Here is a 24,108-nt window from a genome sequence, read left to right as displayed (position 1 = left end):
GCGGGGCAGGGCCGGCCAACGGGCCGCCCGGCTAATGCACCACCGCTGCTGCTGCCGCTGCCGTTGCCGCCGTTACCGCCGGTTTGGCCGTTGCCGCCGGCTTGGCGGCAGTGGCGGCCAGCATGCCGGCCTTCTGGATGGCCAGCCCGAAGGGGCTGCCGCCGTCCAGGGGCAATTCGCCCAGCGCCGCCGCCGCGGACCATATGCCGTTGTTGCGCGCCAGCACTTGGTAGGTTTGCAACTGGCCGGCGCTGCGAGCCACGACATACAAGGTACCGTGCAGGAAACGCATGGCGGGCAGCGAGGCGGCGTGGGCCTCGAGCTTGGTGGCCTGGCCGTTTTCCACCAGCCACAAGGGGCCGCCGGTGCGTTCCAGCACCGACACGACGACTTCGCCATTCTGGTCGGCGCCGATGGCGGGCTTGCCGACGTATTCGATGCCCAGGTCGGTGGCGGAAGCCCAACGCAGCGTGGGCGAGGCGGCATCGATCTGCGCAATGGCGGTGTCTTGCACGATGCGCACCAGGCGCCGGGTAGCCAGATCGCGCAGGTATAGCTCGATCAGCCCTCGTGCATTGCGTATGGCCGCCAGGCCGCCGCCGCAGGCGGGGGCCGGCACGCGCTGCCAGGCGGCCCAGGCGGCATCGTCGTGCGCGCTGCGCTGCGCCGTGGCGAATAACTGGCCGTTCTTGTCGATGGCAAACACCCAGAAGCGGTTGTGGGCGTCTTTGGCAATGGCCGCATTGCCCCTGGCCTCTGGCAGCGCGGGCAGCGCCTGCCAGGGCGTCCAGCTGCTGTCGATGCCCTTCAGGGCGGTCCAGTGGTACAGGCCGTCATTGCCCATGGCCACGACCGCCGCATCGCCGCGCGGCGCCACCGCGGGCGCACGGGCCGCCCGCACGCCTGCCATGGCCTGCCAGCCTTTCCAGGTGCCGTCCAGGTTCTGCTTGTTGATCCACAGGCCGCCCAGCGTATCGCGGGCAAGGATGCCCACAGAGGAATCCGGATAGGCGAACGAGACCAGTGGCCCGGCGGTACGGCCGCCCAGGGTGTTCCAGCGGCGGTTGCGGGCGTCCCACATGTTGACCGCATCATTGGACTCGCCCGCGGCGAAGACCATCAGGCCGCCTTGCGGGTCGGAAAAGAGTTCCGGGGCCACGTCGTGGCGCGAGACATAGTACGAACGGCGCACCCAGGCCGCGGCCGGGCCGGCCGGTTCCTGGCAGCCGGTCGGGCCCGTGCAGTAGTGGTAGTCGTTCCAGGCGTATTGCCGGAAGATTTCGGACTTGCTGGCGATCTCGGCGTCGGTGAGGTTGGTCTGGCGTTCCTGGCTGGGGTAGTCGATATAACCGGTTTCGGCATAATTGCCCGGCGCTTGCGCGATGGCCTCGCGCACCAGCCGCGCGCTGGCGATGTGATCCGGGTGCCCGTGGCCGGCGCAGCGCCAGCACAGCTTGGTGTAGGGCACGCTGATGGTGTCGTCCAGGTGCCGCACGGTGGTGGGGCCGTAGTCCCTGATCATGGCGGCCAGCGTGCGAATCAGGTCGGCGCGGCTGTAGACGTCATGGTAAGGGCCCAGCGTGCCGGCGGTCATGCCTGGCACCGATTCGGCCTGGCTCAGCGGCGTCAGGCTGCCCCAGCCCTTGCCCAGCCATGGGTCTTTCAGGCGCATGTGCCACAACTGCACGTGCGGATTGCCTTGCAGCGTGAAGCGGGCGACATGGTAGGCATCGACCGATACGGTGTCTTCTTTCCAGAGGTCGGGCTGCCTGGCCATATAGGCATAGGCGGCGCGTACGCCGCGTTCACGGCCCAGCATATAGCGTTCGCCCTCGCCCGCGTCGCTGGCCGTCAGGTACACGACCTGCACGCAGCCCCCGGCCTCGATGTTCGAGGCGATGTCGGGATTCATGAACAGCAGGTCGTCATCCAGGTGGGCGACGAAGGCCAGGTCTTTGATGCCGCGGCACTCGGCCAGGCGGGGGCCGGTGGAGGCGGCCGCGGCGGCGCCCGTGCAGGCAAGCCAGGCCAGGCCGGGCAACAGGAAGCGAAGGGCGCGCAGGCGGCGGGCCAGGGTAGGGCGCATGGATCGTCAGGTGAACGACAACCCGATACGGAGCCTGGCGATGCGCTGCGTCAGCCCGGGTATCTTGGTATGGCGTAACGTTGTTTGATGGGGCGCGGGCGAGTATAGCGGGTTGCCCGCCATATCGCCATTGGGAACTACCTGCCCGGGGTTGCGTCCATCAAGAGCACTTGGGAGGGGGCTGCTGCGACAGTTCGTCGATGGCGTCCAGGTCGGGCTGGCGCGTCAGGCTGTAGTTCAGGTTGGGCGACTTGCCCAGCACCGATTTCACGCGCAGCACGTTGTTGGCCGCCACCACGAATTCAACACGCTGGTTGCCGTTGGCGTCGGCCAGCAGCACGCGCGGCGGGCGTTCGGCAGTGGCGTCCCAGCAGCCTTGTTCGGCGCTGGGCTTGCCCAGGTTGCCGGTGCTGTCCATGTATGCGGTGCGGCTGCGCCAGCGCCCGTTGGGCGCCAGGGTCAGCGTGACGCGCTGGGCCGCGCATTGCGCGGACGGCGTCAGGCAGGGCAGGGTGCCCATGTAGGTCTGGGCCTGCGGCACCAATGCGTGGGCGGCGGGCGAGCCGCTGCCGGCGGCTTCGGCAGCCGAGGCGGCATTGGCTTCGGCTGCTTCCGCGGCCGCGGCATTGGATGCATCGGATTTGCCGCGGGTCTGGCCCGGGGGCGGCGCCTTCAATTCGATCTGCAACTGCGATGGCGCGCGCACCACAGGCCGATAGCCGGCCCCTTCGCCCTGGTATTGTGCGTCGGTGACCGTGCTGGCCGCCGGCGGGTTGTAGTAGCCCTGGGTGCGCTGCTGGGCACAGCCCGCCATCAGCGCCGCGCCTGCCAGCGCAGCCGCGGTCAAGGTCAGGGAACTGCGGCGGGACGCCAGATTGAGCACGGGTTCAGGCATGGTGGCTGGGGGCAGTAGTGAGTATGTTCCGGATTCTACGCATTTATGCAAACATCCGATACGCTCGCGCCACCGTCCGCGTTTGAACAATTCTCTGCATGCCGGAATAATGCGACGTCGCCGGCCCTGGCTGCCGGCACCTGTCCCGCGCGGGCTTTTTATCGGATTGTCTGAACTTCATGTGGCACGTCTTTGCAGTCGATCCTGGGTGGGCCATCGCCATGGCCGCGGTGCTGGGCCTGGCGGTCGGTAGCTGGCTGACCGTGCTGGCGCACCGGCTGCCGCGCATCATGGAGCGCGAATGGTTGCAGCAGTATCAGGAATTCCATCCCGCCGCCCGGGCCGCCCACGGGCCCGGGGCGGCCCTGGCGGCCGGCTATACGCTGTGGCGCCCGGGCTGGCATTGCCCGTCCTGTGCCGCGCCGGTGCGCGGCTGGCGCCGGCTGCCGGTACTGGGCTGGCTGGTGCTGCGCGGGCGCTGTGCCGCATGCGGCGATGCCATCGGCTGGCGCTATCCCGTTATCGAGCTGGCGGCCGCGCTGCTGTTCGCGCTGTGCGCCTGGCGCTTCGGTCCCACGCTGATCGCGCTGTGCGCCATGGGCCTGTGCGCGGCGCTGCTGGCGCTGGCCTGGATCGACCTGCAGACCAGCCTGCTGCCCGATGCCATCACGCTGCCGCTGGCCTGGGTCGGGCTGCTGGTGAACCTGGGCGGCGCGCTGGCACCCTTGCCGTTGGCGGTGCTGGGCGCGGTGGTGGGCTATGTGTTCCTGTGGCTGCTGTTCCACATGTTCCGCTTGCTGACCGGGCGCGAAGGCATGGGTTATGGCGATTTCAAGCTGCTGGCGGCGCTGGGCGCCTGGTTCGGCCTGGCCGCGTTGCCGGGCGTGCTGCTGGTGGCCTCGTTGGCCGGCGTGGCCGGCGCGGGTATCCTGCGCCTGACGGGCCATGCGCATCGTGGCCAGCCCTTGCCGTTCGGGCCTTACCTGGCACTGGCCGGCATCGTCACGCTGCTGGCGGCGGGGCGGCCGGCATGGTTCTGACGCGGCGGCGCGCGGGGCGTATGCTCGATGCGCAGGCAATGCTCTCGATGGAAGACCTGCTATGTACAAAATCGGCCTGACCGGCGGTATTGGTTCCGGCAAGACCCGCGTGGCGGACATGCTGGCCGAATGGGGCGCGGCGCTGGTCGACAGCGACGCGATCGCGCATGAACTGACGGCCCCGGGCGGCGCGGCCATGCCGGCCATCGGCCAGGCCTTCGGGGCGGGCGCCGTGGCCGCTGATGGCGCGCTCGACCGGGCCTGGATGCGCGACCTGGTGTTTCGCCGGCCCGAAGCCCGCGCGCAGCTGGAAGCCATCCTGCATCCCTTGATCGGCCAGCATACCGAACGCGCCGCGGCGGCCGCGCAAGGCGCTTACCTGGTGTTCGTGGTGCCTTTGCTGGTCGAGTCGGGCCGCTGGCGCGAACGGGTCGATCGTATTTGCGTGGTGGATTGCGATCCCGAAACCCAGGTCGCCCGCGTGCAGGCACGCAGCGGGCTGACGGAGCAGGCCATACGGCGTATCATGGCGGCACAGGCCGCGCGGGCAACACGGCTCGCGGCAGCGGATGATGTCATCGTCAACGATGGCGCCACGTCTGCCCAGCAGTTGCGCGCGCGGGCAAAGGCTCTGCACGACCGCTGGTGCCAGTTGGCGGCGGCACCACGCCGGCCACCGCCATGCGGGACCGGCCTCCCTGAATAACCCGGCCCGCGGGCCGACCACCAACAGGCCTGTATAAAGCGTGATTCTTTACGAATATCCTTTCAACGAGCGTATCCGCGCCTATCTCAGGCTGGAATATCTGTTTGACAGATTGTTCTACTTCGCGCGCGAAGGCGACCCCCGTCACCACCAGATCGCGGTCGCCACCTTGTTCGATATTCTTGACGCCACCGAACGCACCGACATCAAGACCGCCGTCCTGCAAGACCTCGAGCGCCAGCGCGTGGCGCTGGTGGCGTTGCGCGACCACCCCGGCGTGGCCCAGGATGCCCTGGAGTCCATGCTGGCCGAAATGGAGCGCACCGTGAGCGCCCTGGCCGCCCAGGGCCGCGCCGGCCAGACCTTGCGCGAAAACGAATGGCTGATCAGCCTGCGCGGCCGCCTGGCCGTACCCGGCGGCGCCACCCAGGTCGACATGCCGTCCTATCATGCCTGGCAGCACAAACCCGAGGCCGGCCGCTGCGCCGACCTGCAAACCTGGACGATGCCGCTGCGCCCCCTGCATGAAGCCGTGTCCATGGCGCTGCGCCTGCTGCGCGAATCGGGCCGCCGGGCCGAGATCCTGGCCGAACAGGGCGCCTACCAGCAAATGCTGGCGGGCAAGCTGTTTCAGCTGCTGCGGGTCTGGATCGACCCGGCCCAGGGGGTGTTTCCCGAAATCAGCGCCAATAAGTACATGATCTGGATACGCTTCTCGTCCCAGGACGGCGACGCCAAGCCGCAACAGGTGGCGCGCGACATCAGTTTCCAGATGTCGCTGTGCAGCGCCTAGGGCCGGCCTGATTCCTGTTGCGGTCTATTTCAGGTCGGGGCGCCGGTTGCCGTAAATCCGCGCACTTAGGGGACAATAGCGGCTCCGCTGCTTGCGTCCAATGACCCCATGCCCGAAAGCCGACCCGCCCCGCCGCCGCCCCGCCGCACGCGCCGCCTGGCCGTCATCGTTCTGTTGTTGCTGGCGGCCGCCGTGGCCACGTGGCTGGTCTTCAAGCCTGGCGGGCAGCAGCCCCAGAAAGGCGGCCGCGGCCTGGCTGGCGCCGCCGCCGGCGCCATGGCCCTGCCGGTGCCGGTCCGAACGGCCCAGGCCGGCACCCAGAACATCGATATCGTGCTGCGTGCCCTGGGCACGGTCACCGCCTACAACACCGTCACCGTGCGCAGCCGGGTCGATGGCGAGCTGATCCGGGTGGCTTTCGACGAAGGCCAGTACATCAAGGCCGGCGACCTGCTCGCGCAGATCGATCCGCGCCCCTTCGAGGTTGCGCTGGCGCAGGCGCAAGGCCAGCAGCAGCAGAACCAGGCCCTGCTGGCCAATGCACGGCGCGACCTGCAACGCTACCAGACGCTGTTCAAGCAAGACTCCATTGCGCGCCAGCAGCTCGATACGCAGGCCGCGCTGGTGCGCCAGTACGAAGGCACCCAGAAAATCGACCAGGCCGCCGTCGACAACGCCAAGCTGCAACTGGGCTATACCCGCATCAGCGCACCCATCGGCGGCCGCCTGGGCCTGCGCAGGGTCGATCCGGGCAACCTGGTATCCACCGGCGATACCGACGGGCTGGTGGTCATTACCCAGACCCAGCCCATTTCGGTCGTGTTCTCGCTGCCCGAGACTCAATTGCCCGAGGTGCTCGAACAGGTGCGGGCCGGCCGCACCCTGACGGTGCAGGCCTATGACCGCACCGATACCAAGGCCATCGCCAGCGGCCAGCTCGAGACCATCGACAACCAGATCGACGTCGCCACCGGCACCGTCAAGCTCAAGGCGCGCTTCGACAATGCCGACGAACTGCTGTTTCCCAACCAGTTCGTCAACGTGCGCCTGCTGGTGCAGACGCGCGACGATGCCACCGTCATCCCCACCGCGGCAGTCCAGCAAGGCTCGGCCGGCGCCTTCGTGTTCCTGCTGCGCGACGACAGCACCGTGGACGTGCGCCAGGTGCAGCTGGGGGCCATCAACGGCGACCGTGTCGCCGTCAATGAAGGGCTGGTACCGGGCGACCGCGTGGTCGTCGAGGGCACCGACCGGCTGCGCACCGGCGCCAAGGTCAACGTCGTGACCGACGATACCGCCATCCCCGCCACGCCGGGCGAGGCCCTGGGCGCCGGCTCGCCCGCGCGCGCCGGCCAGGCTGCGACGAAGGCGCCGTGAGTCCGTCGCGCCTGTTCATCCTGCGGCCGGTCGCCACCACGCTGTCGATGGTGGCGATCCTGATCGCCGGGTTCATCGCCTATCGCCTGCTGCCGGTATCGGCGCTGCCTGAAGTCGACTATCCCACCATCCAGGTCGTGACGCTGTACCCGGGCGCCAGCCCCGACGTCATGACCTCGCTGGTGACCTCGCCGCTCGAACGCCAGTTCGGGCAGATGCCGGGCCTGAACCAGATGTCGTCCACCAGTTCCGGCGGCGCATCGGTGATCACGCTGCAGTTCAGCCTGGACCTGTCGCTGGACGTGGCCGAACAAGAAGTGCAGGCGGCCATCAATGCGGCATCGAACCTGCTGCCCAGCGACCTGCCGGTGCCGCCGGTCTACAACAAGGTCAATCCGGCCGACGCGCCGGTACTTACCCTGGCCATCACGTCGCCCACCATGCCGCTGCCGCAGGTGCGCGACCTGGTCGATACCCGCATGGGCCAGAAGCTGTCGCAGGTGCCGGGCGTGGGGCTGGTCAGCGTGGCGGGCGGGCAGCGGCCGGCCGTGCGCATCCAGGTGAACCCGCGTGCGCTGGCCTCGGCCGGCCTGTCGCTGGCCGACTTGCGCACCGCCGTGGTGGGTGCCAACGTCAACCAGCCCAAGGGCAACCTCGACGGGCCCGAGCGGTCCACCACCATCGATGCCAACGACCAGCTCAAGTCGCCCACCGAGTACAACGACCTGATCATCGCCTATCGCAACAACGCGCCGCTGCGCCTGTCCGATGTGGCGCAGGCCGTGCAGGGCGCCGAAGACGTGCGCCAGGCCGCCTGGGCGGGCGACCAGCCGGCCATCCTGCTGAACGTGCAGCGCCAGCCCGGCGCCAACGTGATCGATGTGGTCGACCACATCCGCGCCATGCTGCCGCAGCTCAAAGACGCCTTGCCGGCCACGCTGGATGTCAGCGTCGTGTCCGACCGCACCCAGACCATCCGTGCGTCTGTGTCCGACGTGCAATTCGAGATGATGCTGGCGGTGGCCCTGGTGGTCATGGTGACCTTCCTGTTCCTGCGCAGCCTGACGGCCACCCTGATTCCCAGCGTGGTGGTGCCGCTGTCGCTGATCGGCACCTTCGGCGTCATGTACCTGGCGGGCTTCAGCATCAATAACCTGACACTGATGGCGCTGACCATCGCCACCGGGTTCGTGGTCGATGACGCCATCGTCATGATCGAGAACATCGCGCGCCACCTCGAGCAGGGCGAAACACCCATGCAGGCCGCGCTGAAGGGGGCCGCGCAGATCGGTTTCACGCTGATCTCGCTGACTTTCTCGCTGATTGCCGTGCTGATCCCGCTGCTGTTCATGACCGAAGTGGTGGGCAGGCTGTTCCGCGAGTTCGCCGTCACGCTGGCCGTGGCCATCCTGATCTCGCTGGTGGTGTCGCTGACGCTGACCCCCATGATGTGCGCGCGCCTGCTGCGGCCCGAATCCGAGCAGCGCCATGGGCGCTTCCACCGGGCCACGGGCGCCTTCATCGATCGCACCATCGCCCACTACGACCGCATGCTGCAATGGGTGCTGGCGCACCAGCCGCTGACCCTGCTGGTGGCGGTGGGCACCTTCGTGCTGACCGTGCTGCTGTACCTTGTCATTCCCAAGGGGTTCTTTCCCCAGCAGGACAGCGGCATGATCCAGGCCATCACCCAGGCACCGGCCTCGGTGTCGTTCCCGGCCATGGCGCAGCGCCAGCAAGAGGCCGCGCGCATCGTGCTGCAGGACCCCGATGTGGAATCGGTGTCGTCGTTCATCGGTGTGGACGGCACCAATGCCACGCTGAATACCGGCCGCATGCAGATCGCCCTGAAGCCGCACGGCCAGCGCGACGGCGACCTGGCCGCCATCACGCAGCGCCTGCAAGATGCCCTGGACGCCCAGCAAGGTGTCAGGGTGTACATGCAGCCGGTGCAAGACCTGACCATCGAAGACCGCATCAGCCGCACGCAGTACCAGATGACTATGTCCAACCCGGACATCGCCGTGCTGTCCGAATGGGCGCCCAGGCTGGTCGACCGCCTGGCGCAATTGCCCGAACTGACCGACGTGGCCCACGACCTGCAGGACGACGGCCTGCAGACCTGGGTCGAGATCGACCGCGATGCCGCCTCGCGCCTGGGTATCTCTACCGCCGCCATCGACGAGGCCTTGTACAACGCTTTCGGCCAGCGGCTGATTTCCACCATTTTCACGCAGTCGAACCAATATCGGGTGGTGCTGGAGGTGCTACCCCAGTTTCGCGAGTCGCCCGAGGCACTGGGGCAGATCCACCTGGCTACCGAATCGGGCGGCCTGGTGCCGCTGTCGGCCGTGGCGCATATCTCGCAGGGGCGCACCATGCTGGCCATCAGCCGGCTCGACCAGTTCCCCATGACCACGGTGTCGTTCAACCTGGCGCCGGGCGCGTCGCTGTCGGCGGCGGTCGATGCGATTGCGGCGGCCGAGGCCGAGATCGGCATGCCGGCCAGCATCGAGACGCGCTACCAGGGGGCCGCGCTGGCTTTCCAGAATTCGCTGTCCAGCACGCTGTGGCTGATCCTGGCGGCGGTGGTCACCATGTACATCGTGCTGGGGGTGCTGTATGAAAGCTACATCCATCCCATCACCATCCTGTCCACGCTGCCTTCGGCCGCGGTGGGGGCCCTGCTGGCCCTGATGATCACCGGCACCGAGCTCGACATGATCGGCATCATCGGCATCATCTTGCTGATCGGCATCGTGAAAAAGAACGCCATCATGATGATCGACTTCGCGCTGGAGGCCGAGCGCAAGCGCGGGCTGACGCCGCGCGCCGCCATCCATGAAGCCGCGCTGCTGCGCTTTCGGCCCATCTTGATGACGACGCTGGCTGCCCTGTTCGGCGCGCTGCCCCTGATGCTGTCCACCGGTACCGGGGCCGAGCTGCGCCAGCCGCTGGGCCTGGTCATGGTGGGCGGCCTGCTGCTCAGCCAGGTGCTCACGCTGTTCACCACGCCGGTCATCTACCTGATGTTCGACCGCCTGGCGCGCCGCAGTCGGGCACGCCCCGCCGCGGAGCAGCCATGATCCTGTCGGCCCCCTTCATCGTTCGCCCCGTGGCCACCGTGCTGCTGTGCCTGGGGCTGGTGCTGGCAGGGGTGCTGTCGTTCCGCCTGCTGCCGGTGGCGCCGCTGCCGGAAGTGGACCTGCCCATCATCTCGGTCACCGCCAACCTGCCGGGCGCCAGCCCCGAGACCATGGCCTCCAGCGTGGCCACGCCGCTGGAACGGTCGCTGGGCAGCATAGCGGGCGTTACCGAAATGACCTCGCGCAACTCGCAGGGCTCGACCCGCATCATCTTGCAGTTCGACCTGAGCCGCGATATCGATGGTGCCGCGCGCGATGTGCAGGCAGCCATCAATGCGGCGCGTTCGCTGCTGCCCACGGGCCTGCGCAGCAACCCCACGTACCACAAGGTCAACCCGTCGTCGGCGCCCATCATGGTGCTGGCGTTGACGTCCGGCACGCTCAGCCAGGGCAAGCTGTACGACCTGGCCTCGACCATCGTTGCGCAGAAGCTGGCGCAGGTCAACGGCGTGGGCGAGGTCACCGTGGGCGGCAGTTCGTTGCCGGCGGTGCGAGTCAACCTGATCCCGGGCGCGCTGTCCAGCCGCGGTGTGTCGCTGGACGAAGTGCGCACCACGCTGACCGAGGCCAATGCCAACCGGCCCAAGGGCGTGATCGAGAACGACCGCTATCACTGGCAGATCATGGCCAGCGACCAGCTCGAGCGTGCCGAGCAATACCGGCCGCTGATCGTGGCCTGGCGCGACGGCGCCGCGGTGCGGCTGTCCGACGTGGCCACGGTCGAGGACTCGGTCGAAGACCTGTTCCAGACCGGCTTCTACAACGACCGCCAGGCCATTCTGCTGATCCTGCGGCGCCAGGCCGATGCCAACATCATCGAAACCGTCGAAGCCATACGCGCGCAGTTGCCGCAGTTGTCGGCGCTGCTGCCCGGCGACGTGGACATGACCGTCGCGCAGGACCGCACCCCCAGCATCCGCGCCTCGCTGCACGAGGCCGAGCTGACGCTGGTGGTGGCCGTGGGGCTGGTGATGCTGGTGGTGCTGCTGTTCCTGCGGCACTGGCGCGCGGCGCTGATTCCCAGCGTGGCCGTGCCGGTATCGCTGGTCGGCACCTTCTGCATCATGTATTTGTGCGGCTATACGCTGAACACGATTTCACTGATGGCGCTGATCGTGGCCACCGGTTTCGTGGTCGACGATGCCATCGTGGTGCTCGAGAACATCATGCGCCACATCGAGCAGGGCGCCTCGCCCATGCGGGCCGCGCTGCGCGGGTCGCGCGAAGTGGGCTTCACGGTGCTGTCCATGAGCCTGTCGCTGGTGGCGGTGTTCATTCCCATCTTGCTGATGGGCGGCGTGGTGGGGCGACTGTTCCGCGAGTTCGCCGTGACTCTGTCGGCGGCCATCATGGTGTCGCTGGTGGTGTCGCTGACCTTGACGCCCATGATGTGCGCGCGCCTGCTGCGCGCGCAAGAACCTGCGCGTGCGCCGGGCCGGCTGTCGGCGGCCATCGGGCGCGGCTTCGACGCCATGCTGGCGCAGTACCGGCGCAGCCTGTCGTGGGCGCTGGCGCACAGCCGCATCATGATGCTGCTGCTGGCTGCCACCATCGGCCTGAACGTGTACCTGTACATGGTGGTGCCCAAGGGCTTCTTCCCGCAGCAGGACACCGGCCAGCTGCTGGGGTTCTTCCGGGTCGACCAGGGCACGTCGTTCCAGGCCACGGTGCCCAAGCTGGAGTACTTCCGCAAGGTGATCCTGTCCGATCCTGCGGTGGCCAACATCACGGTCCATGCCGGCGGGCGCGGCGGCAGCAACAGCAGTTTCATGTCGATCCAGCTCAAGCCGCAGGCCGAACGCCAGGCCAGCGCCAACGACGTGGTCAACCGGCTGCGCGGCCGGCTGCAGAACACCCCCGGCGCGCGCGTGTTCCTGGTGCCGCAGCAAGACATCTTCCTGGGCGGCGGGCAGGGCAGCGGGTCTTACGACTACACGCTGCTGACAGGCGAGCTCTCGCTGTTGCGCACCTGGATGCCCCGGGTGCAGCAGGCCATGGCGGCGCTGCCCGAACTCACCGACGTGGACGCCAGCGTCGAAGACAAGGGCCGTCAGGTCGAACTGGTGATCGACCGCGAGGCGGCGACGCGGCTGGGTATCAGCATGTCGGATATTTCCGCGGTGCTGAACAACTCGTTCAGCCAGCGGCAGGTGTCGGTGATGTACGGGCCGCTGAACCAGTACCACGTCGTCATGGGGGTAGACCAGCGCTTTGCCCAGGATGCCGAATCGCTCAAGCAGGTGCATGTCATCACGCAAGTTGGCCAGCGCGTGCCGCTGGCGGCGTTCGCGCATTTCGAATCGGGCAACGCCCCGCTCAGCGTGCAGCACAACGGCCTGTTCGCGGCCGATGATATTTCGTTCAACCTGGCGCCGGGCGTGTCGCTGGACCAGGCCATCCGCGCCATCGACGCGGCGGTGGCGCGCATCGGACTGCCGTCCGACCAGATCCAGGCCGGCTTCCTGGGCACCGCCGCGGCCCAGCAAGAGGTGCAAAGCCAGCAGCCCTGGCTGATCCTGGCGGCGCTGGTCACCATGTATATCGTGCTGGGCATCCTGTATGAAAACCTGGTGCACCCGCTGACCATCCTGTCGACCCTGCCATCGGCCGGCATCGGCGCATTGCTGGCCCTGATGCTGGTGGGCAGCGAGTTCACGCTGATCGCCCTGATCGGGGTGTTCTTGCTGATCGGCATCGTGAAGAAGAACGCCATCATGATGGTGGACTTCGCGCTCGACGCCGAGCGGCGGCGCGGGCTGTCGCCGCACGACGCCATCTTCGAGGCCTGCCTGACGCGCTTCCGGCCCATCATGATGACCACCCTGGCCGCGATCTTCGGCGCGCTGCCGCTGGTGCTGGCCACCGGGGCAGGCGTCGAGATGCGCCAGCCGCTGGGGGTCACGATCGTCGGCGGCCTGATCCTGAGCCAGATCCTGACGCTGTACACCACGCCGGTCGTGTACCTGTACCTGGACCGTTTCCGCCTGTGGGCCCGGCGCCGCCGTGGCGCGCGCGGTGCAGCCGGTCCGCAACCTGATGTAGAACGCCCATGAGCCGCGCATTGTCATCGCTCTTTCCCTTTACGCTTGCGCGCGCGCCGCGCGGGGCGGCCGCCGTGCTGTGCTGCGCGCTGCTGTCGGCCTGCGCGGTCGGCCCTGACTACCAGCGGCCCGCGCTCGACGTGGGCGAGGCCTATAAAGAAGCACAGGGCCAGGACGGCTGGAAGCCCGCGCAGCCGCGCGATGCCGCCGAGCGCGGCGCGTGGTGGCAGATCTACGGCGACGCCACGCTCGATGGCCTGATGGGCCAATTGAACGCGGCCAACTACACCATTGCCCAGGCCGAGGCCAATTACCGCCAGGCCCAGGCTTTGGTGCAGGGCGCGCGCGCCGGGTTCTACCCCACGGTGGGGGCCAACGCCGGTGTCACCCGGGCAGGCGGCGGCAGCAGCGCCACCGGCACGGGCGTGGGCAACCAGTACAACCTGAGCGGCACGGCCAGCTGGGAACTCGACCTGTGGGGCCGTGTGCGCCGCGATGTCGAGGCCAGCCGCGCCGAGGCCGACGCCAGCCTGGCGGACCTGGCCAACACGCGGCTGAGCGCCCAATCGGCCCTGGCGCAGGACTATTTCCAATTGCGCATCCTGGACGAACAGAAGCGCTTGCTGGAATCCACCGTCGAGGCCTATGAGCGTTCGCTGCAATTGACGCAGAACCGCTACCAGGCCGGCGTGGCCGGCAAGGGCGATGTGTCGGTGGCCCTGGCGCAGCTGGAAAACGCTCGCGCACAATTAATCGACCTGGAATGGCAGCGCGGCCAGTTCGAGCACGCCATCGCGGTGCTGGTGGGGCTGGCGCCTTCGCGCTTCGCGCTGCCGGCCCAGGACTTCGCGCACGCGGTGCCGCAGATTCCGGCCGGCATGCCGTCCGAATTGCTCGAACGCCGCCCGGATGTCGCCTCGGCCGAGCGCCGCACGGCCTCGGCCAACGCGCAGATCGGCGTGGCGCAGGCTGCCTGGTTCCCCGACCTGGTCATCAGCGCCGACGGCGGTTTTCGCAGCGGCGAGTTCGCGCAGTGGCTGACCGCGCCGGCCCGCTTCTGGTCGCTGGGGCCGGCCCTGGCGCTGACGATCTTCGATGGCGGTGCGCGCGAGGCGCAACTGGAGCAGGCGCGCGCTGCCTACGACGGCCAGGCCGCGCTGTACCGGCAGACGGTGCTGGGGGCGCTGCGCGAGGTCGAAGACTATCTTATCCAGCTGCGCGTGATGGAACACGAACAAGTCGTGCAGCGCCGCGCCCTGGAAGCCTCGCGCGAGTCGCTGCGGCTGGCCCGCAACCAATACGAGGCCGGCCTGATCGGCTACCTGGACGTGGCCGTGCTGGAAACGGGCGCGCTCAACAGCGAGCGCAGCGCCATCACCTTGCTGGGCAGCCGCCTGACCGCCAGCGTGCAATTGATCGCTGCGCTGGGGGGAGGATGGGAGGGAGTGGCGGCTGAGGCTCAGGGGCAGCAGCGGGATGGGGAGTGATCCCAGGTGTCAGGCTCCGCAGGTGCCTGACACCATTGTGTGGCACGACTGTCCCAGTCGTAGGGTGTCAGGCACCCTATGGGAGCCTGACACCTGGCGATAGCCGATCGTCGTGCGCAGAGGCGCTCGCGCCTGCGCGATTCAAGTCCCGGCCAGCGATACCAGCCATTTGCCATGGCAGAGCAGGGGGTGGTCGCTGAAGCGGGGGCCCAGCAGTTGTATGCCCAGCGGCATGTGGCCGACTTGCAGCACGGGCAGGCTCAGGGCGGGGATGCCCAGGAAGCTGCCATAGACCAGCAAGGTGCGCGAGCCGGTATTGTCCAGGCCCACGGGCGCCACGCCGGACGCGGCGGGCAGCATGAAGGCGTCGTAGTGCGAGGCCAGGGCTTCCAGGCGGGCCAGGATGCCGTCCCGCATGGCGCACACGCCGGCATAGCGTTGCGGGGTGATCTTCAAGCCGGCTTCGACCATGTCGTGGATCTTCCGGCTGATGGCTTGCGGGTGCTGCTGGCAGTAGCTCCAGTACGGCCAGCGCATGTCGTGGCTGACCAGTTCCTGCGACAGGGATGGGATCTGGTCCAGGTCGTGGCACAGGGCGGCCAGGTGGGGGTCGTCGCCGGGTTCGACCAGCACCGCGCCGGCTCGGCGCCAGTTGTCCAGCTGCGCGTCGAATGCCCGCAGGGCGTCGGCGTCGAGTTCGGCGTAGCCTTGCGTGCGCAGCACCGCCACGCGGCCGGCGGGCCGCGCTTCCAGTGCCGGGGTCGACCGGCTGTCCAGCTGGGCGCTGGCCGGGGTGGGCCGGTAGTGCATGATGCATCGCGCCGTTGTCCAGGCGGTATCCAGGCTTTGCGCGATGACGCCAAGGTGGTCGTGGCTGCTCGAAACCGGATGCACGCCGCGCAGGGGCAGCACGCCCCAGGTGGGCTTGTAGCCCGCCACGCCACAGTAGCTGGCCGGCCGCACGATAGAGCCCTGGGTCTGCGTTCCCAGGCCGGCGCAGATCATGCCGCTGGCAACCGCTGCCGCGGTTCCCGACGACGAACCGCCCGGGGTGCGCGTGGCGTCGTGCGGATTGGTGGTGACGGTGGCGCGGCCGATGGCGAATTCGGTGGTGTGCGTCTTGCCCAGGATGATGCCCCCGCCCAGGCGGATCGCATCGACGGCCTCGGCATCGGCGGCGGGCTGCCAGCCACGGTAGATATCGCTGCCCATGGTGGTGGGCAGCGTGGCGGTATCGATGATGTCCTTGATGCCCACCGGCATGCCATCGATGGCCGAAAGCGGCGCCTGGCGGCGATATCGCTCGGTTGCCGCGTCGGCCTGTGCCCGGGCGCGGTCGAGATCCAGGCAGGCGAAGGCCCGCACCCGGTCTTCTTTTTCCTGGATGATGGCAATGGCCTGCTCCAGGTAGTCGCGGGGCGTCAGGCTGGCCTGGCGGAACCGGGCGGCCGCCGCCTCGAACGTCAACATATCAGTCATCGATGGCATGTTTTTCTCGCACGCTTATTGCATCTGCAGGCCCTTGGTCTGCACCAGCGTGCCCCACTTTTCCAGGTCTTGGGAAATGCGCGCCGTGATGGCTTGCGGATCCTCGCTGACCGGCCGCATGCCCAGTTCTTTCAGGCTGGCCTGGAACTCGGGATGCTGCGTGGCTTTATGCAAGGCCTCGCGCAGCTTCGCCAGTTCGGGTTCGGGCGTGCCGGCCGGGGCGAACAGGCCCATCCATGTAGCGAATTCGAAGCCGGGCAGATTGGCCGCCTCGGCAATCGTGGGCAGGTCGGGATAGTCGTCATGGCGCGTGCTGCTGGCGATCCCCAGCGGCCGCACCTTGCCCGCCGCAATATGCTGCTTGGCCTGCGAAACCGCCTGGAACTGGACCTGCACTTCGCCGGCAAGCAGGCCGAACACCGCGGGCGCCGTTCCCTTGTAAGGCACGTGCGTCATCTGTATGCCCGTCTGCGAGCTGAACAGCTCGGTGCCCAGATGGTAGCTGCTGCCCTGGCCCGACGTCGAATAATTCAGGTCGCCGGGCTTGGCACGGGCCAGGTCGATCAGTTCCTGGACAGTCTTGGCCGGCACGGAGGGGTGCACGACCAGCAGGTTCTCGTCCAGCGCGATCAGGTCGATGGGGGCAAAGTCCTTCACGGGATCGAAGCGAACCGACTTCAGGATGATGGGCGCCATCATGGTGCTGCTGCTGGCCAGCAGCAGCGTATTGCCGTCGGGCTTGGCATCGGCGGCCAGTTGGCTGCCTATGGCCCCGGTGGCGCCGGGCTTGTTCTCCACGATGACGGTCTTGCCCAGCGGTTCGGCGATATATTGCGCCGCCAGGCGGGCGACCACGTCGTTGGGGCCACCGGCGGCAAAGGGCACGATGATGCGCACCGACGAGCCGTTCTGGGCGTGGGCGCCCATCGCCGCGCATCCCAGGGCCATGCATCCCATCAGTCTTGCCAAGCGTTTCATTGGTTTCTCCTGTTTGTACGCCACTGCGGCGCATCTTGTTGGTTGAAGCGTCGAACTCGTTGAAATCGTCAGTCGCTCGTTGCCGTGCCGCGGCTTGCAGGCGAACACCCGCGCACCGGGGCGCACAGTGGCCGGCCTGCGGTGTTTCAGGGCGAGCGCGTGCCGTGCCATCGCGCGGGTCGCGATGGCGGGCGTCGGAATTCGAAGGGGAAGGGGGTCTAGGCCGGCGGGCGCGGCGGTGCTACGGCCCGCATGGCTGCCTGGTCGTCGTCATGGCCTACATCTCCGCCAGGCGCTTGTGCGCGTTGATCACGTGGTGGGCAAGCAGTTCGGCGCAGTGATGCACGCCGGCGATCGAGGACGCATCGCGCAATGCCTGCACGATCTGCTTGTGCTCGGCGTTGGATTGCCGGCGATGGTCTTCGGTGGACAGGTTCTTGACGCGCGCCAGGTGCAGTTTCTGGATGACTTCGCGATAGCTCTTGGCGATTTCGCGGTTGCCGGCGAATTCGATGAACAGCCAGTGGAACTGCAGGTTGGCGTTGTAGTAGGCCTGGGTGTTGTCTTCTTCGATCGCGAGGTCCATGGCGGCGGTACAGGTTTCCAGCTTCTCGACCAGCGCCAGGCGCTCGGCCTGCGGCAGCCCGGCCACCACCCGCCCGGCGTGGTTGTCCATCAGCGAACGGAACTGGTACAGATCGTGCACCTCGTCTTCGGCCAGTTCGCGGATGTACACGCCGGAATGCTTGCGCGATACCACCAGGCCCATGCTTTCGAGTTCGCGCAGGGCCTCGCGCACCGGCACGCGCGATACCTTCATCTGTTCCACCAGCTCGGGCTCGCGCAGCGCCTGGCCGGGCACCAGCGCGCCCGACATGATCTGGCCCAGCAGATAGTCGCGCACCAGCTTGCCCAGCGACGTGTTCTTGATCTCGGCGAATTCGTCAGACTGGACGGGGGATGTCAGCCAATCCATAAGGGGGTCTCCAATATGTATAATCGTATACGATTATACGAATGACTATATCCGTAATTACCCTTGGTTTTACCAAGAATCCGGCCGCTGCGGATGGCCCGCCCCGCCATTTTCCCGATTTTCGCCCGGCCTTGCAGGCCGTCGCGCCGCGCGTGCGCGACAGCCGCGTAAACAGCTTGCTGACAGCAATTCGTCACGCCCGGAACACAAAGGGTACATAACCTGTACGCCGTTAACGCATGCCGGCTGTCATCCGGTGATCTGCGGCGCAATGACAGTGCGTCGCGCGTCCCCGCAAGGTCAAACCATGTCCAATGAAGAACACGATGCCGGCGCCGTGCCCGGTAATTCAGATAACAAAGCGCAAGAGCAGAAGCCGGCGCGGCCCGCCCGCCGCGGCTTCCTGACCGGAATTGCCGCGCTGGGCGCCAGCGCCGCCACGATGGGCGCCCTGGCCGGTTGTTCCAGCAACGACGACGATGATGACGATTCGTCTACCCCGCCGTCCACGCCGCCGGACATCACCGCTCAACTGCGCGAGAACGTGAAGACGATGGTCGTCATCTTTGCCGAGAACCGCAGCTTCAACAATCTGTTCGCCAACTTCCCCGGCGTGGAAAAGCCGTTGTCCACGCTGGCCGCGGCCGACTATACGCAATACGACCGCGACGGCACGCCGCTGGCGGTGTTGCCGCCCGTGTGGAACGGCATGGTGCCGCAGGCGCAGACCGCCAACCACATCGCCTACCAGGTGGACCAGGCGGCCGCCTACATGAACAACCTGCCCAACGCGCCGTTCGCGCTGCGCGGCCCGCAGGGCGAGCCCTTGCCGCAAGGCGTGGTCACGCGCGACCTGTGGCACGTGTTCTACCAGAACCAGATGCAGATCAACGGCGGCAAGAACGACCGCTTTGCCGCGTGGGCCGACTCGGGCGGGCTGGTGATGGGCTACTACAGCGACTCGGCCTACAACCTGCGTCTGTGGAAGCTGGCCCAGGAATTCGTGCTGTGCGACAACTTCTTCCAGGGCGCCTTCGGGGGCTCGTTCCTGAACCACCAGTACCTGGTCAGCGGCCGTCCGCCGTTCTACCCGAATGCGGCGGATTCGGTGGCCAAGACGCAGATCGCGCAATTGCAGAGCGACGACCCGACCGACCCGCGCCTGCAGCCCAAGGATACGTCGCCGGCCAGCGCCATGACCGGCATTCCGCAATTCGGCGCCAGCGCGCTGACGCCCGACGGCTACGGCGTGAACACCATGGCGCCGCCGTACTGGCCGTCGTTCAGCCGCGACGCGACCGACCCCACCCATGCCGATCCGGCCAGCCCGCAGACCATGGTGCCGCAGACCCACGACAATATCGGCAGCCTGATGACCGCCAAGGGCCTGGACTGGGCCTGGTACGCAGGCGGCTGGCAGGCCGCCATCGACTCCACTGCGAGCACGGGCTTTCCGGCATCGCCCAACTTCCAGGCCCACCACCAGCCGTTCAATTACTTCGAGACCACCGGCCCCGGGACCGAGGCGCGCACCGCGCACCTGCGCGACGGCGGGCTGGGCGATATCGCGGTCACCAACAAGTTTCTGGCCGATGCCGAGGCCGGCAAGCTGCCGCCGCTGACGTTCTACAAGCCGCAGGGCAACCTGAACATGCATGCCGGCTACGCCGATGTGGAATCCGGCGACCGCCATATCGCCCACATCATCGACAGCCTGCGCAACAGCCCGCAGTGGAACAACATGGTGGTGGTGGTGACGGTGGACGAGAACGGCGGTTGGTGGGACCATGTGGCCCCGCCGCAGGGCGACCGCTGGGGTCCGGGCTCGCGCATCCCCGCGTTGGTGATCTCGCCTTTTGCCAAGAAGGGCACCGTGGACCACACCGTGTACGACACCGGTTCGATCCTGCGCCTGGCCACCCGCTTGTTCGACCTGCCCATGCTGGAAGGCCTGAAGGTCCGTGACGACGAGATGACGGCGCGGGGGCAGAAACCGATGGGCGACCTGACCAACGCCCTGAGCTTCGGCGCCTGAGACCGGCAAGCGCTCGCAGGCCTGTCATGAACAGGCGGTAAGGCGGCCGCGCGGGCTTGCGATGTTCCAGGTGTCAGGCTCCCGCAGGGGGCCTGACACCATACTATTGAGACAGTCTCGGCATACCATGGTGTCAGGCACCTGCGGAGCCTGACACCTGGAAGACACCCTTGCGGTAGTGCCATGGGCGCCCGCGGCCGGCGCCGAGTCATGGGTGCGTAACGTCGTGTTTCTATGCTTCTCGCTTTCTTGCCGAGGGGCTGACATGTACCACTTGTTTGGCAGTCTGCAGCACCGTAAGCGCATGGGCGCCGTTGCCTGCGCATTGTTCGCATTGACCGGATGCGGAAGCAGTTCCAGCGACGACGATGATCAGGCGGTGGACCCGGGCACTTCCGAGCCCGGGCCCGCGCCGGAACCGGAAACCAGGAAGCCGCTGCGTGTCGGCGTGCTGCCCGACACGCAGGGCAGCGATTCCGGGGTGGCCGAACACCCGATGCGCGCCGCGCTGGACAAGCTGGCCGAGCAGGACGTGGACATCGTGCTGATGGCCGGCGACCTGACCGAAAACGGCACCCCTGGCGAGTACGCACAATGGCGCGCCATCGCGGCCGACTACACCGGCCGCATGACCTTGCTGCCCATCATGGGCAACCACGACAACAAGGGCATGGACCAGGACTACTTCGATACCGTCAGCGACCTGATCCCGGCCGACGCGCAGCACATGGCCGGCTCGAAGTACAAGAACTACGCCCTGGTGCGCGAGAATGTGCTGTTCATCAACATCTCGTACGACTGGCTGCCGTTCGCCTACGACTTCGTGGCCGGGCAAATCGCCCAGCATCGCGATGAGGTCGACCACATCATCCTGATGACGCACAACTCGCTGGTCGGCAACCGCTACGGCATGCTGCGCGAGAAGATCCTGGAAGGCTACCTGTCCGAGCCCTCGGACGTGGCTTTCCGCGATGTCTATGACGACTACCGTACCCTGTTCGCCGCGAACGACGTCATTTATGTGGCGGGCCACGAGCACATGTACGCGCGCAGCCTGATCCGCGACGCGACGCAGCGCCCGTTCATGCAGATCGTCGCCGGCAGCGCCGCCTACAAGGGCTACGAGAATCGCTACGGCGAGCACGAACAAGTGCAGAACATCGTGATGCTGAAAGTGGCTGGCGATGCCACCGGCAGCATCGATACCAACGTGTCCATATTCAATTTCCAGGGCGACGCCGTGGACTATCAGGCGTATTACGTTGCCCACACCGTGTTCGCCAACGATGACGGGCCCAAAGAGCTTGCCGACCCGCAGTGGCGGCTGTTCGACCGCTTTGCCCGTACCGCCGTGCGCTGCGACAAGATCGTGTATGCCGCCAGCATCCCGGCGGGCATCCAGAACTACAACGTCTACGATCCCGGCTACCGGACCAGCGCCTGCGGCGCGCCCGGCGGCCAGAGCGCCCGCATTCTGGACGGCCGCAATGAGGTCTTCAACCGCTATGACACCCGCACCCGCGGCATGGCGGTAGAACCGGGCGTGACCTTCGCCAGCACCAATCGCGAACTCGAATCGCTGATGTACCGCTACATGTTCATTCGCGACGAAAGCTGGCGCCCCAACCTGAACAACAGCCAGCGGGCCCGCGTGGTCAATGAAGGCACACCCGACGAAGAAGTCGAGATTCGCGAGACCACCATCGACTTGAGCAAGCTGGTGTCGCTGTCATGGACGCCGCGCTCGGCAGATACCTTGTCCGACGTGCTGGACGTGTCCGGCATCAGCGGCCAGACCGGCATTTATACCGACCCCTACGGCCGGCTGAAAGACATCGCCGCCGACGCCGGCCTGGCCGGCAGCTACGGCGACGGCTCGGAACAGGGCAAGGCTCCTTATGCGCTGCCGGCGCAAGCCACGCGCGACTGGGAACTGACATCCGGCGCCGATAGCGGCCACGCCTATGTGCTGGAATTCGCCATGCCGCAAGATGCCAGCGCCGGCAGCGTGCTGGCGCGTTGGGACGGCGGGCATTGGGTCGCCCTGGCGGCCGCCGGCTGCGTCAGCCGGCAGCGATACCAGCCGGCCTACCTGGACGGCATGCCGTTCGATGTTGCCGGCTCTTGCGCCAGCGGCACCCTGGTGGGGTACGACCCGGAACGCAAGGCCTACTGGGCCCGCCTGAAAGAGGACGGCCGGTTCGCCATCATTGCCCAGGACTAGATAAGCCCTCGTATCCCGGCGACTCCGTGCGCCCCATGCCGGCGGGCATCGGCCAGGGTATCGGCCGACTGCCCGCCCAAGGCATACACCGGCAGCCCGGCATCGCGATTGCCCTTTACGAAGCCCGGCCACCCCATGGCGGGCTGGCCGGGATGCGAGGGGGTTTCCAGCACCGGACCCAGCACCGCGAAGTCGGCGCCGAGGTCGCGCGCGTGCACGATCTGGGCGTTGTCGTGGGCCGAGACCCCCACCAGCGCGCCGGGCGGCAGTTCGGGCCGCGCCTGCAGCAGCGCCGCATCGGCCCAGCGCAGATGCACGCCGTCGGCCTGGCGCCACCAGGCGGCGGGGTGGGCGCTGTTGACCAGCAGCCGGGCCCCGGCGGCGTGGCATTGCTTCAGGACCGCCTGCATGACATCGCGTAGCGAAAGGGCGCCCGGGCCATCGGGCCAGTCGGGTTCGCGCAGCTGCACCAGTTTCAGCCCGCGCGCCAGCGCGCGGTCCAGGCGTTCCAGGAAAGCAGGCAGGCCGGCGCGGCCGCCGATGGCGGAAATGCCGTAAGACGTGGGCAGCTGCAGCCAGCGCAGCGGCGGCAGCGTGGCGGGCAGCAGGTCGCCCACCTGGTCGGCGTGGGCCGGGTCGACCCATTGCAGCCGCTGGTTTTCCAGCCCGCGCGGTTCGCCCTGCCAGCCGGTCACCTGGCAGAACGCCAGCCGCACCGTGGTGTGCGGATAGGCATGCACATACGTGACCCAGGGCACGGCCTGGGTGACCTCGATGCCGATCTCTTCGCGCAGTTCGCGCGCCAGGGCCTGCAGTACGGTTTCGCCGGGCTCGAGCTTGCCGCCGGGCAGTTCCCACCAGCCGGCCCAGGGCTTGCCCTCGGGGCGCTGGCCCAGCAGTAACTGGCCGTCGGCGCGCAGGATCAGGCCGGCGGCAACGTCGACGATGCGCTCAGACATGGCGCGCGGCCCAGTCGCGGGCAAACTGGTAGGCCACGCGGCCCGAGCGCGAGCCGCGTTCCAGCGCCCATTGCAAGGCCTCGGCGCGGCAGGCTTCGATCTGGTCGGCCGGGCAGTCCAGTTCGCGCAGCCAGTGATGCACGATGTCCAGGTAGTCGTCCTGCTTGAACGGATGGAACGACAGCCACAGGCCAAACCGTTCGGACAGCGAGATTTTTTCTTCGACCGTTTCGCCTGGGTGGATCTCGCCGTCGGGCTGGTGCTTGGCCTGCAGGTTCTCGCTCATGTATTCCGGCATCAGGTGGCGCCGGTTCGAGGTGGCGTAGATCAGGACGTTGTCGCCCGAGGCCGATACCGAGCCGTCCAGCACTGATTTCAGCGCCTTGTAGCCGGCTTCGCCTTCTTCGAATGACAGGTCGTCGCAGAACACGATGTAGCGTTCGGGCCGCGTGGCCACCAGTTCGACGATGTCGGGCAGGTCGCTCAGGTCGGACTTGTCGACTTCGATCAGCCGCAGGCCCTGGTCGCCATAGGCGGCCAGCATGGCCTTGACCAGCGAGCTCTTGCCGGTGCCGCGCGCGCCGGTCATCAGCACGTTGTTGGCGGGCTTGTTTTGCAGGAACTGGCGCGTGTTGCGGTCGATGACGCCTTTCTGGCGCTCGATGTGCTGCAGGTCGGCCAGGTCGATGCGGGCCACGTGGCGCACGGTGTCCAGCCAGCCGCGCGCGCCGCGCTTGCGCCAGCGGTAGGCATGGGCTGACCAGTCGACATCGGGCGGCGCGGCCGGCAGCCAGGCTTCCAGTTGCGCCAGCACGCGTTCGGCGCGTTCGATCAGGACGGAAAAATCGGGAGAAGTCACGTCGGTTTCCGGATGCGG

At 67.5% G+C, this 24,108-nt stretch carries 16 protein-coding genes; 9 read left to right on the top strand and 7 right to left on the bottom strand.

Annotation, left to right across the window (positions count from 1 at the left end; translation table 11 throughout):
• Positions 1-31: 31 nt before the first annotated feature.
• The gene (locus KW845_RS15685) at positions 32-2,086 is read right to left on the bottom strand and encodes a PIG-L family deacetylase (protein WP_218370224.1); all 2,055 of its coding nucleotides are present in this window, start codon (positions 2,084-2,086) and stop codon (positions 32-34) included.
• A gap of 160 nt (positions 2,087-2,246) precedes the next feature.
• Positions 2,247-2,981 (bottom strand): copper resistance protein NlpE N-terminal domain-containing protein, encoded by a 735-nt coding sequence (locus KW845_RS15680; protein ID WP_218370223.1) that lies wholly within the window; start codon positions 2,979-2,981, stop codon positions 2,247-2,249.
• A gap of 179 nt (positions 2,982-3,160) precedes the next feature.
• Here KW845_RS15680 and KW845_RS15675 point away from each other — a divergent pair, with 179 nt between their 5' ends.
• The 7 genes from KW845_RS15675 to KW845_RS15645 all read left to right on the top strand — a co-directional run bounded on the left by KW845_RS15675 (position 3,161) and on the right by KW845_RS15645 (position 14,571).
• Positions 3,161-4,021, top strand: coding sequence for an A24 family peptidase (locus KW845_RS15675; RefSeq protein WP_218370222.1), 861 nt, complete (start codon positions 3,161-3,163; stop codon positions 4,019-4,021).
• Positions 4,022-4,082: 61 nt separating this feature from the next.
• Entirely contained in the window at positions 4,083-4,727 is a 645-nt protein-coding gene (gene coaE / locus KW845_RS15670; protein ID WP_218370220.1) for a dephospho-CoA kinase, read from the top strand.
• A gap of 40 nt (positions 4,728-4,767) precedes the next feature.
• Entirely contained in the window at positions 4,768-5,520 is a 753-nt protein-coding gene (zapD, locus tag KW845_RS15665; protein WP_218370219.1) for a cell division protein ZapD, read from the top strand.
• Between the two features lie 108 nt (positions 5,521-5,628).
• A complete protein-coding gene (locus KW845_RS15660) occupies positions 5,629-6,897 on the top strand; it encodes an MdtA/MuxA family multidrug efflux RND transporter periplasmic adaptor subunit (protein WP_218370218.1) in 1,269 nt (422 codons plus the stop codon).
• The gene (locus tag KW845_RS15655) at positions 6,894-9,983 is read left to right on the top strand and encodes an MdtB/MuxB family multidrug efflux RND transporter permease subunit (RefSeq protein WP_218370217.1); all 3,090 of its coding nucleotides are present in this window, start codon (positions 6,894-6,896) and stop codon (positions 9,981-9,983) included. Before KW845_RS15660 ends, KW845_RS15655 begins: the two co-directional genes overlap by 4 nt.
• Positions 9,980-13,096: a multidrug efflux RND transporter permease subunit gene (locus KW845_RS15650; protein WP_218370216.1), complete on the top strand. Its 3,117-nt coding sequence runs from the start codon at positions 9,980-9,982 to the stop codon at positions 13,094-13,096. The genes KW845_RS15655 and KW845_RS15650 overlap by 4 nt, the downstream gene beginning before the upstream one ends.
• Positions 13,093-14,571, top strand: coding sequence for an efflux transporter outer membrane subunit (locus tag KW845_RS15645; RefSeq protein ID WP_218370215.1), 1,479 nt, complete (start codon positions 13,093-13,095; stop codon positions 14,569-14,571). Before KW845_RS15650 ends, KW845_RS15645 begins: the two co-directional genes overlap by 4 nt.
• A gap of 141 nt (positions 14,572-14,712) precedes the next feature.
• Here the strand turns inward: KW845_RS15645 and KW845_RS15640 are convergent, their stop codons facing one another.
• The 3 genes from KW845_RS15640 to KW845_RS15630 form a co-directional block, all read right to left on the bottom strand.
• Positions 14,713-16,059, bottom strand: coding sequence for an amidase (locus KW845_RS15640; RefSeq protein ID WP_218370214.1), 1,347 nt, complete (start codon positions 16,057-16,059; stop codon positions 14,713-14,715).
• 15 nt (positions 16,060-16,074) lie between these two features.
• Positions 16,075-17,037 (bottom strand): tripartite tricarboxylate transporter substrate binding protein, encoded by a 963-nt coding sequence (locus KW845_RS15635; RefSeq protein WP_218370213.1) that lies wholly within the window; start codon positions 17,035-17,037, stop codon positions 16,075-16,077.
• A 277-nt stretch (positions 17,038-17,314) separates the two neighbouring features.
• Positions 17,315-18,013 carry a GntR family transcriptional regulator gene (locus KW845_RS15630; RefSeq protein ID WP_218370212.1) on the bottom strand — a complete coding sequence of 233 codons (699 nt, stop codon included), beginning with the start codon at positions 18,011-18,013 and terminating at the stop codon, positions 17,315-17,317.
• 307 nt (positions 18,014-18,320) lie between these two features.
• Here KW845_RS15630 and acpA point away from each other — a divergent pair, with 307 nt between their 5' ends.
• Positions 18,321-20,048: an acid phosphatase gene (acpA, locus tag KW845_RS15625; protein ID WP_218370211.1), complete on the top strand. Its 1,728-nt coding sequence runs from the start codon at positions 18,321-18,323 to the stop codon at positions 20,046-20,048.
• Positions 20,049-20,313: 265 nt separating this feature from the next.
• Positions 20,314-22,272: a metallophosphoesterase gene (locus KW845_RS15620; protein WP_218370210.1), complete on the top strand. Its 1,959-nt coding sequence runs from the start codon at positions 20,314-20,316 to the stop codon at positions 22,270-22,272.
• Here the strand turns inward: KW845_RS15620 and KW845_RS15615 are convergent.
• On the bottom strand, positions 22,269-23,231 hold the full coding sequence (locus tag KW845_RS15615; RefSeq protein WP_218370208.1) for a Nudix family hydrolase: 963 nt from the start codon (positions 23,229-23,231) through the stop codon (positions 22,269-22,271). The genes KW845_RS15620 and KW845_RS15615 overlap by 4 nt on opposite strands.
• Positions 23,224-24,090 carry an ATP-binding protein gene (locus tag KW845_RS15610; RefSeq protein ID WP_218370207.1) on the bottom strand — a complete coding sequence of 289 codons (867 nt, stop codon included), beginning with the start codon at positions 24,088-24,090 and terminating at the stop codon, positions 23,224-23,226. Before KW845_RS15610 ends, KW845_RS15615 begins: the two co-directional genes overlap by 8 nt.
• Positions 24,091-24,108: the final 18 nt, after the last annotated feature.

The organism is Bordetella sp. BOR01 (assembly GCF_019218885.1).
Taxonomy (GTDB): domain Bacteria; phylum Pseudomonadota; class Gammaproteobacteria; order Burkholderiales; family Burkholderiaceae_B; genus Bordetella_A.
Note: the sequence above shows the minus strand (reverse complement) of the source record. Positions and strands in the feature narration are given on the sequence as shown.